Origin of the sequence: Lysobacter helvus (assembly GCF_018406645.1) — a bacterium.
In the GTDB taxonomy this organism is placed as follows: Bacteria; Pseudomonadota; Gammaproteobacteria; order Xanthomonadales; family Xanthomonadaceae; genus Noviluteimonas; species Noviluteimonas caseinilytica.
This window is the reverse complement of the sequence record NZ_AP024546.1, coordinates 967,423-982,855: the sequence shown is the minus strand read 5'-3', so window position 1 is coordinate 982,855 and position 15,433 is coordinate 967,423. Positions and strand designations below refer to the sequence as shown.

Genomic DNA, 15,433 nt, shown 5'->3' with positions numbered 1-15,433 from the left:
CCGCTAGCTCTGCAATGGCGCGTTGCAGTGTGTTGACGCGTGTTGCGTTACATGGACACCCCCGCGACCTGCGGGGGATCCATCGAGAGGAGCGCGCACATGACAGGCACGAAAACACTGCTCGGCATTGCGCTGGGTGTCTCGATCGCCGGCGTGGCGGTCGCGCAGTCCGCGTCTCCGCCGGAAACGCCGACGCCGCAGGCGAAGAAGACCGGCGGCAACCAGGAAGCGGTGAAGGCGGCCACGCCGTCACCCGACACGGCGATGGCGCGGCTGGATACCGACAAGGACGGACGCGTGAGTTCGAGCGAAGCCAGTGCGGATCCGACATTCGATTCGGGATTCGCGGCGATGGACGCCGATGGCGATGGCTACGTCACCGACAACGAGTTCCATGCGAAGGCGAAGGCGACGTCGAAGCCGAAGTCGCCCTGAGCCAACGCGCGATGCGAGCACATGCAAAGGGCGCCCTCGGGCGCCCTTTTTTTCATCACGACGATGCCAGGCATCAATGTCGGGTCGCGGTCTCGTCGTCGTCGTTCTCGCGCATCAGTTTCTCGCGCGTCCACTGGTCCCCGATGCCGCGCCCCTGCGCGCCCTGGTTTTCCAACGCGTTGCGCTGGCGATCCGTTTCTTCGACCTGCCGCTTGGTGGCCGTCAGCGCTTGCGCAGCACTCTGCTGCGCCGCGGATTGGGTGCCGTCGTTGCGGGGTTTGCTGCGTGGTGCCGGGCGCTGGGTGGGCATGGGGGAATCCTCGGAGGCGTGTGCGATGGCGTGGGTTTTCGCGATCCATCGTGGGGGCCGGGGCATTAAGCGGCGTGCATGGCGCAAGTAAAGTTTTCGTAATCCCGGGCGCCCTTCACGCAATCCGCAGCGGCCATTCGCGCGGCGATGACATCGGCCGCTGCACTCTCCATTCATCGAAGGGCTATCTGCGCGCAACGCGCGCGAACGCCCGCGATCGCCGCATCGCACGATCGCGCGCCGGCCGTTAACGCAGAACGTGCGCGCAGTGGTTAACACGATGTGGAGGCACCGATCGCGCGGTCGGTTGGATTCAGACGCGCCGGTGCAAGGTGTTCGCCGTTCCGAGGGCATCTGTCGCCCCCACCGCGAACGCACTGTTCCCCCGCAATGGAGATCGACGCATGAAGTCCAATCGCAGCCCGCTTTATTTCGCCCTGGCCCTGACGCTCGCCGCGCCGCTCGCCTTCGCGCAGTCGGCCCAGACCACGCCGCAGTCGGCGACCCCGCAGGCCACGACGACCACCGAATCCACGACGACCACGCAGTCGACGGATGCGCAGGCCAACACGAACGCGAACGTCAACGCCGCCACCCCGGCGACGCCCGCCACCCCGGCCACCCCGCAGAGCGCGACCGACGCGATGGCGCAGACGCCCGCGACGCCGGCCACGCCTGCCACGCCGCAGAAGAAGAACTGGTCGGAGCTCGACGTCGACCAGAACGGCTCGCTGAGCGTGTCGGAAGCCGCGCCGGTGCAGAGCCTGACGAAGGCGTTCACCAAGGCTGACGCCAACGCCGACGGCCAGCTGACGCAGGACGAATACAAGGCCTACCTCGCCGCCAACGGCAAGGCCAAGGCCCGCTCGGGTTCGGGCGGCTAAGCAACACCGCCCCCGGCCGGAACGCGCACCCACGCGCGCTCCGCAACAAGGCGCAACACCGGCTGGCCCTTCGGGGCCGGCCGGCTCGCCAAGGACAACAGAGGTTCCAATGAACGCCACGCTTCGCACCATCACCGCCGCCGCTTTCGTCGTCGCCTCGCTGTCCCTGGCGGCGTGCACGCACACCACGAAGGAAGAGTCGTCGACCACGACGACGTCGACCGAGCCGACCACCGGCACGGACACGTCGACCACCTCGACGACGACGACCACGACGGAATCGATGCCGCCGGCAGCCACCACGTCGGCCAATCCGCCGAGCACGCTGTAATCCTGCGCGGCCGGCCTCGCGAGGCCGGCCGCCAGCACGCGCGACAGACGAAGGGCGGCCGATGGCCGCCTTTCGCGCGCCTGCACATTTAAACTGTCGCGCCGCACGCAACGCGACCCCATGACCATGGCAACGGACGGCATCCGCCTCGTCGGATTCGACGGAGACGACACCCTGTGGCGCAGCGAGGATTACTACCGCGGCGCCCAGGCAGACTTCGAACGCATCGTGGCGCAATACGTCGACCTGCACGACACGCGCGCGCAGGAACACCTGTATTCGGTCGAGAAGCGCAACCTCGCGCTGTTCGGCTACGGCGTCAAAGGCATGGTGTTGTCGATGGTGGAAGCCGCGGTGGAAATCACGCAGGCGCGCATCTCCGCCACGGATCTCCATCGCATCGTCGCGATCGGCAAGTCATTGCTGCAACATCCGGTCGAACTGTTGCCCGACATCCGCGAGGCGGTGGAAGCGATCGGCGCGCGGCACGACGTGGTGCTGATCACCAAGGGCGACCTGTTCCACCAGGAAGCGAAGGTGCGCGAGTCGGGCCTGGCCAAGCTGTTCCGCCGCATCGAGATCGTGAGCGAGAAGGATGGGGCGACGTATGCGCGTTTGCTCGAGGAATTCGGCCTGGCACCGTCGCAGTTCGTGATGATCGGCAACTCGTTGCGTTCGGACATCGCGCCCGTGCTCGAACTCGGCGGGTGGGGCGTGTACATGCCGTACCACGTGACGTGGGCGCACGAAGCCGAAGCGGAGGTCGCCGACGACGCACCGCGCCTGCGCAAGGTGGTCGATGCATCGGGATTGCCGGCCGCCGTCGAAGACATCCACCGGCACGCGCGCGGCGCATGAATGCCCGCTTGCGCGGCGGCGGCTGAAGGCCGGCGGGTTGCACCTTGGTTCACCGATCCGGTCGCATCGTCGCCACAGCCCGCAATGGGGCGGGCCTCGAGGAGAATGACGATGGCGACCCTGCAACTGAAGCATTGGATGGCACCTGCCGTGCTCGCGGCGGGCCTGGGTTTGGGTGCACTCGTCCCCGCGCCTGCGCAGGCACAGGATTCGCTGACGCGCATTCTGGTCGACGTCGCCGACGTCGTGCTGCAGGGCGGCCAGCCTTACTACCGCTATGGCAGCTACGGTGCGAACGACCGCGTGTACGTGCAGCGCGACCGCTACGGCCGACCCGTCTATTACCGCGTCGTGCCGGCACGCCCCAACTACGGCTACTCCGGCAACCGCTACTACAACAGCAATGCCTACAACGCCGGGTACTACGACCCGCGGTTCAACACGGGTTACCCCGTGCAGACCGCGCAGCGCGTCAACTGCAGCGGCAGCGGCAACTGCACGGTGAAGTACTACGACCCGCGTTATGACCATCGCGATACGCGCGCGCGCTACGACCGCCCCCACCACGGTCGCGGCGGGCATCGCGGGCATGACGATGACGACGATTGATCGCACCATGGCTTGCAACGACGGCGCCGCGAGGCGCCGTCGTCGTTTCCGGGCCCGCGTGTGCCACGCGGCCGGTCGGTGCTAGCCTCCGCGCATCGACGCACCCCCGGAGTCGTTCCCCCATGCGCCATCCCGCAACCCCGATCCTCGCCACCCTCGCCATCCTCGCGGGGCTCGCATTCGCCGCGCCCGCCCAGGCCGGGCCCTCCATCACGTGCAAGCTGCACTTCTCGATGGCGGGCTGGTCCGTGTTCTACAAGACGGCGTCCGGCACGGGCACGGTGACGTGCAGCAACGGCCAGCACATGAGCGTGGCCATCGATGCGAAGGGCGGCGGGCTGACGTTCGGCAAATCGAACATCCAGGACGGCACCGGCGAGTTCTCCGGCGTCCATGACATCAAGGACGTGGTCGGCACCTACGTGTCCGCCGAAGCGCATGCCGGCGCGTCCAAGTCCGCGAAGGCGCAGGCGATGACGAAGGGCGAGGTGTCGCTGGCGCTCGCGGGCAAGGGCGCGGGCTGGGACCTGGGCATCGCGTTCGGGAAGTTCACGATCTCGGGGCGCTGAGCCCCGCGGTCAGTGCTTGTCGACGCTCGTCGGGACGGCCTGCAGCGTGTGGCTCATGTCATCGCGCAGGCGCGTGCCCACGTAGCCCACCGCGGCGAAGTAGCCCGCGATGAGGACGCACAGCACTGAAATCCCCAGCGCGTGTCGGCGCATGAAGTGGAAAGGAGAATGGATGTGCATGGCGAAGCCCCCGGGTTCGGCGCCATGCTCGGCGCGCGATTGTCACGGCAGCGTGCAGATCGCGTGCGGCACAATCGCCGCGTGAGCCCGATCCGCCACCGCCGCTGGATCCTCGCCCTCGCCTGCGTGCTGGCGGCCGGGTGCGGCCGCGCGCCAGGGCCGCCCCCGAAGGCCGACGATCGCCTGGGCGACGCGGACGCCGAACTTGCCTGGCAAGGCATCCTGGCCTGCGCCGACTGCGATGGCATCGACACGCGCCTGCGCCTGCAGCACGGCAATGGCGTGGTCGCGCAGTACCAGCTGGTCGAGGCCTTCCGCGACGGGCAGGGTGCCGAGTACTTCCAGGAGAGCGGTCGCTGGCGCCGCGATGGCCGCTTGCTGCGGCTGCAGCCGAGCCAGGGCGGCGAGCGCCTCTACATGTTCGACGGGGCCGGCAACCTGGTCGTCGTCGATCGTCGCGGACACGCGGTGGGGGCGGGTCGCGTGCTGTCGCCGGTCGCGCCGCCGGCGTTGTGACGCCGGTCCGCGAAACGTGACGAAGTTTCAGAACGCATTCATGGGCACGGCAGACACTGGCGGCCTCGCATTCCCCCGCATGACCGAACGGAGTCCACCCATGCATCGCACCTTCAAGATCGTCGCGCTCACGGCCGCGCTCGCCGCGATCGGCGGCACCGCCAGCGCGCAGGACTTCACCGTCGGATTCCACCCGCGCACCGGCGATGTCTGGATCGACACGACGCTGGGCGACATGAATCGCTACGGCACGCGCTACCGCGATCCCTTCGTCGACGAAATGGTCCGCTACCACGGCGCGCCGCGCGACCTGGTGTCCGACCTGCTCGGCAATCGCCGCTGGGCCCCGGGCGACGTGTACATGGCCTGCAGCATCGCGTCGATCATCGGCCGCCCGTGCCGCTACGTCGTCGACGAATACGAGCGCGACCCGGGCCAGGGTTGGGGCAACATCGCCAAGCGCATGGGCATCAAGCCGGGTTCGCCGGAATTCCATCGCCTCAAGAACGGTTTCGTGCCGACCTACGATCGCTGGTCGCGCCCGATCGTGCTCGACAGCGACCTGCAGCGCGCCTATCCCAACCACGGGAATGGCAAGGGCAAGTCCGACCACGGCAATGGCAACGGCAACCACGGCAACAGCGGCAAGTCGGGCGAACACGGCAACAGCGGCCACGGGAACGGGAACGGGAACGGGCACGGCAACGGCAACAAGGGCGGCGGCCACGGCAAGGGCAAGGGATGAGCCACGCCGCGACGCCCGCGCTGGTGACGCATCGCGGCGGCTGTCATTGCCGCCGCGTGCAGTTCGAAGTTGAAGCGCCGGCGGACGTCGAGGCGCTCGACTGCAATTGCTCCATCTGCCGCATGACCGGCTTCCTGCACCTGATCGTGCCGGCGTCGCGCTTCCGCCTGGTCGCGGGCAATGATGCGCTCACCGAATACACGTTCAACACGGGCGCCGCGAAGCATCGCTTCTGCAGCACGTGCGGCGTCAAGGCGTTCTACATCCCGCGCAGCCATCCAGATGGCGTGGACGTCAACGTGCGCTGCCTGGACGACGGCACCGTGGCCTCGCTCACGATCGTGCCGTTCGACGACAATGACCGCGAAGCGGCCACCGCCGCGCTGGCGCACCTCACGCACCAATGATCCGCATCGTCGATTTCGATCCGCGCTGGCGCGCGGAGTTTGCACGCCTCAACATCGATTGGCTCGAACGCTACTTCGTCGTCGAGCCGATCGACCGCACCGTGTTGTCGGATCCGGAATCGCACATCCTCGCGGCGGGCGGGCGCGTGCTGTTCGCGGTGGATGGGCAGGCGCGCGTCGTCGGCACCGTTGCGCTGAAGCACGAAGGCGACGGTGTGTACGAACTCACGAAGATGGCCGTGGATCCTGCGTCGCAAGGCCGCGGCATCGGTGCGCAACTGCTGGTCGGTGCGATCGCGGCGTTCGATGCGATGCAGGGCAGTGAGTTGTTCCTGGAATCCAGCAGCAAGCTCGACACCGCGCTGCGCCTCTACGAACGCCACGGATTCCATCACCGCCCCGCGCCGCGGCCGGGCTCGCACTACGCGCGCGCCGACGTCTACATGGTGTTCGAGCGAAGCTGACTGCGCCTGCGGCGCCATCACGCAACTGAATCCTGTTTGACTCGCGCCCGCGTGCACTGGCCTGCGCGCGAACCCGCCGGCGTTGGTTCGGTCATGACCCAGCTCCCGGGTCATTTTTGTTCGCCGAAGAAGAAGGTCAACGCCGTGCTTGTCACCCTGCTCCCGGGCGACCGCGAAGAATTGCGGAAGCTCACCGAATCCCTCGTCGTCCGCCATCCGGTGGACGAACACATCATGGCGCGCCTGGGCGAACAAGGCCTGGTGCGTCGCGTCTACGGTGGTTGGGAAATCACCGATGCCGGCTGGCACGCGCTGGAACGCACGCGCATCCCGGCGGCGTTGACCTGATGCGCGCTCACGCGGTGGCGAGTTTCGCCGCCGCGTTGTCCAGGTATTCGCGCACGAGCTGGTAAGCCTTCGAGCGCGACACGCCGTATTCCAGCACCAGTGTCTTGGCGTACACGCAACGCGGGCTGCCGCGTTGCACGAGTTCGTCGATGCGCCGGAAGAACCATTCCTTGCCGGGATGTTCCTCGCGTGCCCATTGCTGGTATTCGCGGACGATATCGTTGGCGATGCGGTGCGTGTCGCCGATGTCGTGCTGCAGGCGGTCGAGCGCGTTCTCGAGGCTGCGTACGCGGCGTTCGAAATATTCGATGTCCAGGGCCATGGCGTCGTGGTCTGTGTGGCGGGTGTCCGCAGCGGAACATTGGCCGTGCAACGCAGCAATTGGCCGGGCGGGCACTTGCCCTGCAGGGCAGGGACGCGGGCGAGGCCGTAGAATGCGCGGCCAATGGCCGACACGCCCGCCAGCACGATTCCCGCCGCGCAACTGCGCCTCTCCGTCGCGCCGATGATGGATTGGACGGACACGCATTGCCGCGTGTTCCATCGCCTGCTCGCGCCGCACGCGCGCCTGTACACCGAGATGGTGCATGCCAACGCCGTGGTGCTGGGCGATCGCACGCGGTTGCTCGCGATGGATCCCGTCGAGCATCCCGTCGCGCTGCAGCTGGGTGGCAGCGAACCCGCACTGCTCGCGCAAGCCGCGCGCATCGGTGAAGCGCACGGCTTCGACGAGATCAACCTCAATTGCGGCTGTCCTTCCGATCGCGTGCAGGCCGGCCGTTTCGGTGCGTGCCTGATGCGCGAACCGGTGCTCGTCGCCGAAAGCGTCGCCGCGATGCGCGAGGCCTGCGGCGTCCCGGTGACCGTGAAGTGCCGCCTGGGGGTCGACGACGACCACGACTTCGATCGCTTCCTCGCCTTCATCGACGCCGTCGCCGCCGCGGGCTGCGGGATGTTCGTCGTGCATGCGCGCAACGCGTGGCTGAAGGGTTTGTCGCCGAAGGAAAACCGCGAAGTGCCGCCGCTGCGCTACGACTGGGCGTACCGGTTGAAGCAGGAACGTCCGGACCTGCAGGTGATCGTCAACGGCGGCATCGCCGATTTCGATGAAGCGGCCGCGCACCTGGCGCACGTCGACGGCGCGATGCTCGGGCGTGCGGCGTACCACGATCCATACCTGCTGCATCGCCTCGACGCGGCGTGGTTCGGCGGCGAACTGCGCACGCGCGGCGCATTGCTGCGCGCGCTGCAGCCGTACGTCGAAGGCGAACTCGCGCGCGGCGTGTACCTCAAGCACATCACGCGCCACCTGCTTGGCCTGTTCTCCGGCGAGCGCGGCGGCCGCGCGTTCCGCCAGGTGCTGAGCGAAGGCGCGCATCGGCCCGGCGCCGATTGGTCGCTCGTCGAGCGCGCGCTCGCGTGCACCGAGTCGACGGTGTACGCCGCATGATCACGCGCGACATCGACGCGTTCGTGGCGCACGCGCGCACGCTGTCGACGGACTTCGGCGCGCCCACCGCGCGCGCGGCGTTCCTCGTCGCGCCGGACGATTTCCGCCTCGCCACCGACTCCGCGCGCGACAACCGCTACATGGCCGACGCCGATGCGTTCGATGCCCGCCGCGCGCTGGACGAACATCGCGGGCTGCATCGTGCGTTGTCGCAGGCGCTGCCGACGGTGTGTTTCCCGGGCGATCCCGAAGCGCCCGATGGCGTCTTCCCGAACAACGTCTTCGCCACCGCCGCAGGCCGCTGCATCGTCGGGCGCATGCGCCATCCCGTGCGCCAGCGCGAAGCCACGCGCGCCGATATCCGCGGCTTCTTCGGCGGCGTGCTCGACTACGCGGAGATCGACCTCTCCGAACAGGGGCATCCCTGCGAACTCACCGGCGCGCTGGTGATCGATCGCGCGCGCGGCCTGGGCTGGTGCGGCCTGTCCGAACGCTGCGACGAAGAGGGCGCGCACCTGATGCACGAGGCCTTCGGCCTGCGCGCGACGCTCCTGTTCGACCTCGCGCCCGGCGAATACCACACCAACGTCGTGCTGGCCGTCCTGGCGGGGCGCGCCGCGCTCGCCTGCCCGCGCGGGTTCGCGGACGCCGCGGTGATCGACGCGCTCGCGCAGGTGTACGGCCCGCACGCGATCGTCCTGTCGGATGCCGAGCATGCGGCTTTCGCCGGCAACGCCATCGCCCTGTCGCCGGAGACGGTCTGGATGAGCGCCAGGGCCGACGCGGCGCTCGCCCCGGCGACGCGCACCGCCCTCGCAAACGCGGGCTTCGACGTGCGGAGCGTCCCCCTGGCGGCCATCGAAGCCGCCGGCGGATCCCTGCGATGCTGCGTCGGGGAGGTCTTCTGACGGCCCCTGCAACGGGGTTTCGCCCGCGACCGGCCATGAACGGCGCGGATCCGTGAAGGAAAAGTTCAGACCGGATTCACTGCCTGATTCAAAGAATGGCGCCCGTTTCCAGCAACCCCGATCCCGGCATCGCCCAGCGCGACGTCGCGGTTTCGCATCTCCCTTCTCCAAGGCCGACCCGATGCCCCTGCTGCGCCTCCTTCGCCCGCTGTCGCTGCTCGTCGTCCTGACGGGTGCCAGCACCATGGCGTGGGCGCAGGCGCAACCGCAGCCGGCCCCGCCGCCGCGGCACGCCCCGTCGGCCGATCGCCAGAACCATTCCGACGGCGACCAGCAGGGCCTCGCCGACTCCGTGCGGCGCGCCGAACGCAACGGCCAGGTGCTCAGCGCCGAGCAGGTGCAGTACGACGGCCGCGACGTGAATCGTGTCAAGATCGTCGACGACAAGGGTCGCGTGCGCGTGTACTGGGACGATCCGGCGGCCAGGCAGCAAACCCCGCCGAATCCGCAGCAGCGTCGTGCCAAGCCCCCCAAGGGCGGCCGTACACACGACGACGACGACGGCGACCCCACCCTCTGAGCCTACGGCCGCCGGCCCAGCCTGACACGGAGTCACCATGCGCATCCTGCTCGTCGAAGACGAAGCACCGCTTCGAGAAACACTCTCTGCACGCCTGAAGCGGGAAGGCTTCGCCGTCGATTCCGCCCAGGACGGCGAGGAAGGCCTCTACATGGGCCGCGAAGTCCCGTTCGACCTCGGCATCATCGACCTGGGCCTGCCCAAGATGTCGGGCATGGAGCTGATCAAGGCGCTCCGCGACGAGGGCAAGAAATTCCCGGTGCTCATCCTCACCGCGCGTTCGAGCTGGCAGGACAAGGTCGAGGGCCTGAAGCAGGGCGCCGACGACTACCTGGTCAAGCCCTTCCACGTCGAAGAGCTGCTGGCGCGCATCAACGCGCTGGTGCGCCGCGCCGCGGGCTGGAGCAAGCCCACGCTGGAATGCGGCCCGGTGGTCCTGGACCTCGCCGCGCAGACGGTCACGGTCAACGGTTCCAACGTCGACCTCACCAGCTACGAGTACAAGGTGCTCGAGTACCTGATGATGCATGCGGGCGAGCTGGTCTCGAAGGCCGACCTCACCGAGCACATCTACCAGCAGGATTTCGACCGCGACTCCAACGTGCTCGAAGTCTTCATCGGCCGCCTGCGCAAGAAACTGGACCCGGACGGCGAACTCAAGCCGATCGAGACCGTGCGCGGCCGCGGCTATCGCTTCGCCATCCCGCGCAGCGGGGAGTGAGCCGACGTAGGATGCATGCGACCCGCGACGCGCGGGTCGCGTTCCATCCCCGTTGAAGCGAGGACCGATGCATGGCGTCTGAGCAGCCCCCCGACGCGCGCACGCGCGGCGCACTGTTCGACGATCGCTGGCGCCCGCGCTCGCTGCAGTCGCGGCAACTGCTCGCGGCCAGCCTCGGCCTCGTCGCCTTCCTCGCCCTGGCCGGCTACGCGCTGGATCGCGCGTTCCTCGAAACCGCCCGCAGCAACCTGCGCACGCGCCTGGAAAGCTACGCGCTGGCCTACGCGCGCGGCATCGAATTCCTGCGCGACGGCACCCTCTACGTCCCCGACATCCCGCCCGAAGCGCGCTTCGAACGCCCCGGCAGCGGCCTGTACGCGGAAGTAGTGCTGCCGAACGGCCACTGGGATTCCGCGTCGGCGCGCGGCCCCGACCTCCCGCTCGGCCCGATGCTCGCGCCCGCCGCCGAACGCTTCGAAGGCCCGCTCCCCATCACGCGCAGCGACGGCAAGCCCGGCGAGATCTACCGCCTCGGCAAGGGCCTGGTGTGGGCCGAGGGCGGACCGGAAGCCGAGTTCCCGTACACCGTCTACATCTCCGAAGACACCAGCGCGCTGTCGCAGCAGGTGCGCGTGTTCCGCCGCGCGTTGTGGGGCTACCTCGGCGGCGCGGGCCTCGTGCTGTTGCTGCTGCAGATGCTCGTGTTGCGCTGGAGCCTGCGTCCCTTGCGCCAGGTGGTCGCCGAACTCAAGCGCGTGCACCGCGGCCAGATCGCGCGCATGAGCGCGCGCCATCCGCGCGAACTCGAACCGCTCACCGAAAGCATCAACGCCTTCATCCAGAGCGAGCGCGAAAACCTCGACCGCCAGCGCAACACGCTGGCCGACCTCGCGCACAGCCTCAAGACGCCGCTCGCCGTGCTGCGTTCGCGCCTGGACACGCCGACGCCGGAAGCGGAGCTGCGCGAGGAAGTCGCCACGCAGTTGCGGCGCATGAACGACATGGTGGGCTACCAGCTCGCGCGCGCCGCCTCGAGCGGCCACGCCCTGTTCTCCGCGCCCATCGAAGTGGAAACGCACGCCGAGCAGATCGTGCGCGGCCTGGAAAAGGTCTACGCCGGCCGCGGCGTGCTGTGCGAATTCGATTTCGATCCCAACGCGCGCTTCCACGGCGAACCCGGCGACTTGCAGGAACTGCTGGGCAACCTGCTCGAGAACGCGTTCAAGTGGGCGCGTTCGCGCGTGCTGCTCACCGTGCGCGTGGGCGACACCTCGCCCGGGCGTCGCGACGGCTTGTTGCTGGCGGTGGACGACGACGGCCCCGGCATCGAACCCGATCGCGTGACGCAGCTCCTGCAACGCGGCGTGCGCGGCGACGAACGCGTGCAGGGCCACGGCATCGGCCTTGCGATCGTGCAGGACATCGTGCGCGGCTATCGCGGCGAGCTGGAAGTGGGGCGCTCGGAAGAACTCGGCGGCGCGCGTTTCGAAGTGCGGTTGCCGCCCGGCCTGTGACTCACGCCATCGGCGAGGCGCCGTAGAACTTCGCCAGGTGCGCCGCGACTTTCGGATACGCCTCGCGCAGCAACGCCGGCGCGCTGAAGTGGTATTCGGTGCACACCGCGAAGAATTCCTCGGGCGCTTCGGCGGCGTAGGGATCGAGCTTCGTGCGGCGGTTCGCGTCGACCTGCTTGCCCATGTGGTCGAAGGCCTGCTGGAAATCGCGCGCCCATTCTTTCTGCCACGCGCGCGGCAACGGCGGCGTGCCGTCCATCGCGCCGTCGAGCGCATCGAGCTTGTGCGCGATCTCGTGCACCGCCACGCAGCAGCCATCGCGCGGCGCGGCCAGGTCGGCCAGCACGTCCTCCATCGACAGCACCACGGGCCCGGCTTCCCATGCTTCGCCGATCAGGTCTTCGTAGCCTTCGTGCGCGGGTTGCATCACGCCGTCCCATTCCGCCATCGCATCGGCGGCATCGGTGTGCGCGCGGTGCACGCGGAACGCGCCGGGATACACGAGCAGTTGCGACCACCCGTGCAGGCCTTCTTCGCCGAATTCGATCAGCGGCAGGCAGCACAACGCGGCGAGTTGCATGCGTTGCACGTCGTCGAGCGCGAGGTCGCCGATCGGGGTGATGGTCTTGTCGTGCAAAAAGCGCGTGACCAGCGCTTGCAGTCGCGCCTTGCGCGTTGCATCCAGTGCACTGACGAAGGGAACGCCCGCGCAGGCGCGGAGCCACGAGTCGGGATCGAGGGACGCAGGGCGCAGGAAGCGCCGGAACCAGTTCCGCAATGGCTTAGCGGAACATGCCCGGCAGGAAGCTGTGCCAGCGCGGCGGCTGGATGCGCGTGCCGCTGCCATCGCTGTCGCCGGTGCTGCGCACGGCGGGCGTGGGCTTCACGGGCTTGGACGGCTTGGCTGCGGTGTGGATGGCGCGCGCGGGCTTGGCCGGCTGCGGCGTGGAATCGGCCTCGACGATCGTGTTGCTGGTGTCGGGGCAATGGCCGCCATCGCCAGTCGGGCCATCCATGCGTGCCTCGTGCGCAGCGACGGACGCGCTCGCGCAAAGCAGCAACAGGAAGAGGATGGAACGTGACATGGGGAAAGTCCTGGTGCGGGGTAGGTGCACGGCCAGGGATTCGGCGCCGCGGACTATACCGTGGATGCCGCGGGCTCGCCGAAGGTTGCATCCCGGAACGGCGCCGGCGACGAACGGCCTCGGCCATAATCCGGGCCTCCAGGCCACAACCTCACCGATGGATGACCGCGCCCTCCTGACCCGCCTCGCCGCGGGCCCCGCCAGCGGCGACGTGCTCGCCCGCGAGGCCGGGCTCGGCCGCGCCGCGGTCTGGAAGCGGATCCAGGCCCTGCGGGCCGCCGGCGTGGGGATTTCGGCCCGCCCCGGCGTCGGCTACGCGCTCGACCGGCCGCTCGATTTCCTGGACGCGCAGGCCCTGCGCGACGCCATCGCCCCGGGCGCTCGTGAGGGATTGGCCCTCCTCGAAGTGGCCTGGTCCATCGACTCGACGAGTACCGAACTGCTGCGCCGCACAACGCCCGTGCGCGGCGCCGACGTGTTGCTGGCCGAACGCCAGACCGGCGGCCGCGGCCGTCGCGGTCGCACCTGGGCCTCGCCGCTGGCCGCGCACCTCTACCTCTCGCTCGCGCGGTCCTTCAGCGGCGGCCTCGGTCGTCTCGGCGGTTTGAGCCTCGTCGCCGGCATCGCCGTGGTCGAAGCGCTGCATGCGATGGGCCACGCTTCGGTGCGACTGAAATGGCCGAACGACATCGTCGTGCCCGAGGGCGCCACGCTGCGGAAGCTGGGCGGCCTGCTCGTCGAAGGCGGTGGCGAACACGCCGGCCCCGTGCGCGCGGTGCTGGGCCTGGGCCTCAACGTGCACATGCCCGACGTGTTTGCCCGCGACATCGGGCAACCCTGGATCGACCTGGCCACGCTGGGTGAAACCCGCGCGCGCAACGCGATCGCCGCGGACGTCCTCTCGCACCTGCTGCCCGCGCTCGAAGCCTTCGATCGCGAGGGCCTCGATCCGTTCCTCCCGCGCTACGCCGCGCTCGACGCACTCGCCGGCCGCGCGATCGACCTGCACCTGCACGATGGCATCCGCCACGCCACGAGCGAGGGCCTCGCGCCCGACGGCGCATTGCGCGTGCGCCTCGACGACGGCGCGGTGCGTGTGGTCCACTCCGGCGAAGTCAGCGTCCGGATGCAGGGAGCATGACGCAGCACTGGTTGTTCGATTTCGGCAACACGCGACTGAAGGGCGCGCCGTTCGCGGCGGGCGCCGTCGGCGACGTGCGCGCGTTCGCGCCCGGCGACATGACCGCGTTGCCGTACGGCGACGTCGCGTACCTGTCGTCCGTCGCGCCCGAAGCGCATCGCGTTGCGTTGATCGACGCGCTGACGCAACGCTTCCGCCGCATCGCGATCGCGCGCACGTCCGCGCGTTTCGGTCCCTTGCGCATCGCGTACGCCGATCCGCAGAAGCTGGGCGTCGACCGCTTCCTCGCGATGGTCGCCGCGTGCGAATCGGCGCCCGCGCTGGTCGTCGGCGTCGGCACCGCGCTCACCATCGACCTCGTCGACGAACACGGCCGGCACCTCGGCGGCCGCATCGCGCCGTCGCCGACGCTGATGCGCGAAACCTTGCATGCGCGCGTGGCGCAGTTGCCGGTCGAAGGCGGTGTGTACACCGAATTCGCCGCCGACACCGAAGATGCGCTCGCGTCCGGTTGCGAAGGCGCCGCCATCGCGCTCGTCGAACGCAGCCTCGCCGTCGCCACGCAAGCCCTCGGCCGCGCCCCGCGCGTGTTGCTGCATGGCGGTGGCGCCGATGCGATGCGCGCGCACCTGGCCGGCGTCGAATCGCGCCCCGCGCTGGTGCTGGAAGGCCTCGCGCGCTGGGCCGCGCTGGAGACCGCCGCATGATGTATCGCGCGCTGCTCGTGTTGCTGGTGGCGATCAACGTCGGCGTCGTCGCGTGGTGGGCGACGCGCAAACCGCCCGCGCAGGAAACACCGATCGACATGCCGGCCGACGTGCCGCGCCTGCAGTTGCTGGAAGAAGTGCCGGCCGCGCGGCGCCCGAAGGCCACCGCAGTGGCAAAGGTGCCCGTCGCGCCGACGCAATGCGTGTCGTTCGGTCCCTTCGCCAATCCCGCTGCGCTGCGTCGCGCGCACGAACTCCTCGTGCCGCGCGTCGTGATCGCGCGCGTGCGCGAAGTGCCGCTCGGCAAGCCCACCGGATGGCGCGTCTACATCCCGGCGCTGGCGACGAAGGAAGCCGCGCAGGCAATGGCCGACCGCATCCTGGCCGCGGGCCTGGACGACCTGTTCGTCATGCCGTCCGGCCCCGACCGGAACGGCATCGCGCTGGGCCGCTTCGGCAACGAAGACGCCGCGCGCCGTCGCCTCGCGCAGCTGGAGGCCGCCGGCTTCACGGCGCAGGTCGCCCCGCTCGGGGATGTCGCCACGGAAGGCTGGATCGATGCCGGCGCCTCCGCCGCGTTCGATCCGGCGCGCGCCGCGCAGGACATCGCCGCCGCCCAGGCGCGCCCGCTGGATTGCGCGACTTTCCAACAAGCAGCGCTGCGCTAAGAT

The 15,433-nt window shown here is 69.2% G+C and carries 24 protein-coding genes; 19 read left to right on the top strand and 5 right to left on the bottom strand.

What is annotated here, in order from left to right; genetic code table 11:
* Positions 1-99: 99 nt before the first annotated feature.
* Entirely contained in the window at positions 100-435 is a 336-nt protein-coding gene (locus LYSHEL_RS04910; RefSeq protein ID WP_213436257.1) for an EF-hand domain-containing protein, read from the top strand.
* A 73-nt stretch (positions 436-508) separates the two neighbouring features.
* Here LYSHEL_RS04910 and LYSHEL_RS04905 read toward each other — a convergent pair whose 3' ends face one another.
* Positions 509-745, bottom strand: coding sequence for a hypothetical protein (locus LYSHEL_RS04905; protein WP_213436255.1), 237 nt, complete (start codon positions 743-745; stop codon positions 509-511).
* Between the two features lie 404 nt (positions 746-1,149).
* Between LYSHEL_RS04905 and LYSHEL_RS04900 the strand changes: the two genes are divergently transcribed.
* The 5 genes from LYSHEL_RS04900 to LYSHEL_RS04880 all read left to right on the top strand — a co-directional run bounded on the left by LYSHEL_RS04900 (position 1,150) and on the right by LYSHEL_RS04880 (position 3,996).
* Positions 1,150-1,629: an EF-hand domain-containing protein gene (locus LYSHEL_RS04900; protein WP_213436253.1), complete on the top strand. Its 480-nt coding sequence runs from the start codon at positions 1,150-1,152 to the stop codon at positions 1,627-1,629.
* A gap of 109 nt (positions 1,630-1,738) precedes the next feature.
* Entirely contained in the window at positions 1,739-1,960 is a 222-nt protein-coding gene (locus tag LYSHEL_RS04895; protein ID WP_213436251.1) for a hypothetical protein, read from the top strand.
* 93 nt (positions 1,961-2,053) lie between these two features.
* Positions 2,054-2,818, top strand: a complete 765-nt coding sequence (locus LYSHEL_RS04890) for an HAD family hydrolase (RefSeq protein WP_407075174.1) — start codon at positions 2,054-2,056, stop codon at positions 2,816-2,818.
* Positions 2,819-2,929: 111 nt separating this feature from the next.
* Entirely contained in the window at positions 2,930-3,427 is a 498-nt protein-coding gene (locus LYSHEL_RS04885; protein ID WP_213436249.1) for a hypothetical protein, read from the top strand.
* Positions 3,428-3,549: 122 nt separating this feature from the next.
* A complete protein-coding gene (locus LYSHEL_RS04880) occupies positions 3,550-3,996 on the top strand; it encodes a hypothetical protein (RefSeq protein ID WP_213436247.1) in 447 nt (148 codons plus the stop codon).
* A 9-nt stretch (positions 3,997-4,005) separates the two neighbouring features.
* Here the strand turns inward: LYSHEL_RS04880 and LYSHEL_RS04875 are convergent, their stop codons facing one another.
* Entirely contained in the window at positions 4,006-4,176 is a 171-nt protein-coding gene (locus LYSHEL_RS04875) for a hypothetical protein (RefSeq protein WP_213436245.1), read from the bottom strand.
* A gap of 81 nt (positions 4,177-4,257) precedes the next feature.
* On the opposite strand from LYSHEL_RS04875, the gene LYSHEL_RS04870 reads away from it, so the two are divergent.
* The 5 genes from LYSHEL_RS04870 to LYSHEL_RS04850 all read left to right on the top strand — a co-directional run bounded on the left by LYSHEL_RS04870 (position 4,258) and on the right by LYSHEL_RS04850 (position 6,656).
* Positions 4,258-4,692, top strand: a complete 435-nt coding sequence (locus LYSHEL_RS04870; RefSeq protein ID WP_213436243.1) for a copper resistance protein NlpE N-terminal domain-containing protein — start codon at positions 4,258-4,260, stop codon at positions 4,690-4,692.
* A gap of 100 nt (positions 4,693-4,792) precedes the next feature.
* The gene (locus tag LYSHEL_RS04865) at positions 4,793-5,437 is read left to right on the top strand and encodes a hypothetical protein (RefSeq protein WP_213436241.1); all 645 of its coding nucleotides are present in this window, start codon (positions 4,793-4,795) and stop codon (positions 5,435-5,437) included.
* A complete protein-coding gene (locus tag LYSHEL_RS04860) occupies positions 5,434-5,844 on the top strand; it encodes a GFA family protein (RefSeq protein WP_213436239.1) in 411 nt (136 codons plus the stop codon). The genes LYSHEL_RS04865 and LYSHEL_RS04860 overlap by 4 nt, the downstream gene beginning before the upstream one ends.
* A complete protein-coding gene (locus tag LYSHEL_RS04855; protein ID WP_213436237.1) occupies positions 5,841-6,308 on the top strand; it encodes a GNAT family N-acetyltransferase in 468 nt (155 codons plus the stop codon). The genes LYSHEL_RS04860 and LYSHEL_RS04855 overlap by 4 nt, the downstream gene beginning before the upstream one ends.
* Positions 6,309-6,401: 93 nt before the next feature.
* Entirely contained in the window at positions 6,402-6,656 is a 255-nt protein-coding gene (locus LYSHEL_RS04850) for a hypothetical protein (RefSeq protein ID WP_213436235.1), read from the top strand.
* Between the two features lie 7 nt (positions 6,657-6,663).
* Here LYSHEL_RS04850 and LYSHEL_RS04845 read toward each other — a convergent pair whose 3' ends face one another.
* A complete protein-coding gene (locus LYSHEL_RS04845) occupies positions 6,664-6,978 on the bottom strand; it encodes a hypothetical protein (protein ID WP_213436233.1) in 315 nt (104 codons plus the stop codon).
* 123 nt (positions 6,979-7,101) lie between these two features.
* Here LYSHEL_RS04845 and dusA point away from each other — a divergent pair, with 123 nt between their 5' ends.
* From dusA to LYSHEL_RS04820, 5 genes are all read left to right on the top strand, one after another.
* The gene (gene dusA, locus LYSHEL_RS04840; protein ID WP_213436231.1) at positions 7,102-8,106 is read left to right on the top strand and encodes a tRNA dihydrouridine(20/20a) synthase DusA; all 1,005 of its coding nucleotides are present in this window, start codon (positions 7,102-7,104) and stop codon (positions 8,104-8,106) included.
* A complete protein-coding gene (locus tag LYSHEL_RS04835) occupies positions 8,103-9,014 on the top strand; it encodes an arginine deiminase-related protein (protein ID WP_213436228.1) in 912 nt (303 codons plus the stop codon). Before dusA ends, LYSHEL_RS04835 begins: the two co-directional genes overlap by 4 nt.
* Before the next feature lie 181 nt (positions 9,015-9,195).
* Entirely contained in the window at positions 9,196-9,594 is a 399-nt protein-coding gene (locus LYSHEL_RS04830; RefSeq protein WP_213436226.1) for a hypothetical protein, read from the top strand.
* Positions 9,595-9,631: 37 nt separating this feature from the next.
* Entirely contained in the window at positions 9,632-10,315 is a 684-nt protein-coding gene (locus tag LYSHEL_RS04825) for a response regulator transcription factor (RefSeq protein WP_213436224.1), read from the top strand.
* Between the two features lie 71 nt (positions 10,316-10,386).
* Positions 10,387-11,829: an ATP-binding protein gene (locus tag LYSHEL_RS04820; protein ID WP_213436222.1), complete on the top strand. Its 1,443-nt coding sequence runs from the start codon at positions 10,387-10,389 to the stop codon at positions 11,827-11,829.
* A 1-nt stretch (position 11,830) separates the two neighbouring features.
* Here LYSHEL_RS04820 and LYSHEL_RS04815 read toward each other — a convergent pair whose 3' ends face one another.
* Together LYSHEL_RS04815 and LYSHEL_RS16085 are read right to left on the bottom strand one after the other, a co-directional pair.
* The gene (locus LYSHEL_RS04815; protein WP_341868567.1) at positions 11,831-12,607 is read right to left on the bottom strand and encodes a M90 family metallopeptidase; all 777 of its coding nucleotides are present in this window, start codon (positions 12,605-12,607) and stop codon (positions 11,831-11,833) included.
* Positions 12,608-12,611: 4 nt separating this feature from the next.
* Complete coding sequence (locus LYSHEL_RS16085) at positions 12,612-12,914, bottom strand: hypothetical protein (RefSeq protein WP_341868566.1); 303 nt, start codon at positions 12,912-12,914, stop codon at positions 12,612-12,614.
* Between the two features lie 157 nt (positions 12,915-13,071).
* Here LYSHEL_RS16085 and birA point away from each other — a divergent pair, with 157 nt between their 5' ends.
* From birA to LYSHEL_RS04800, 3 genes are read left to right on the top strand one after another with little or no spacing between them, the layout of a single operon-like run.
* Entirely contained in the window at positions 13,072-14,055 is a 984-nt protein-coding gene (gene birA, locus LYSHEL_RS04810) for a bifunctional biotin--[acetyl-CoA-carboxylase] ligase/biotin operon repressor BirA (RefSeq protein ID WP_213436219.1), read from the top strand.
* Positions 14,052-14,762 carry a type III pantothenate kinase gene (locus LYSHEL_RS04805; RefSeq protein ID WP_213436217.1) on the top strand — a complete coding sequence of 237 codons (711 nt, stop codon included), beginning with the start codon at positions 14,052-14,054 and terminating at the stop codon, positions 14,760-14,762. Before birA ends, LYSHEL_RS04805 begins: the two co-directional genes overlap by 4 nt.
* Positions 14,759-15,430: an SPOR domain-containing protein gene (locus LYSHEL_RS04800; protein ID WP_213436215.1), complete on the top strand. Its 672-nt coding sequence runs from the start codon at positions 14,759-14,761 to the stop codon at positions 15,428-15,430. The genes LYSHEL_RS04805 and LYSHEL_RS04800 overlap by 4 nt, the downstream gene beginning before the upstream one ends.
* Positions 15,431-15,433 lie beyond the last annotated feature (3 nt).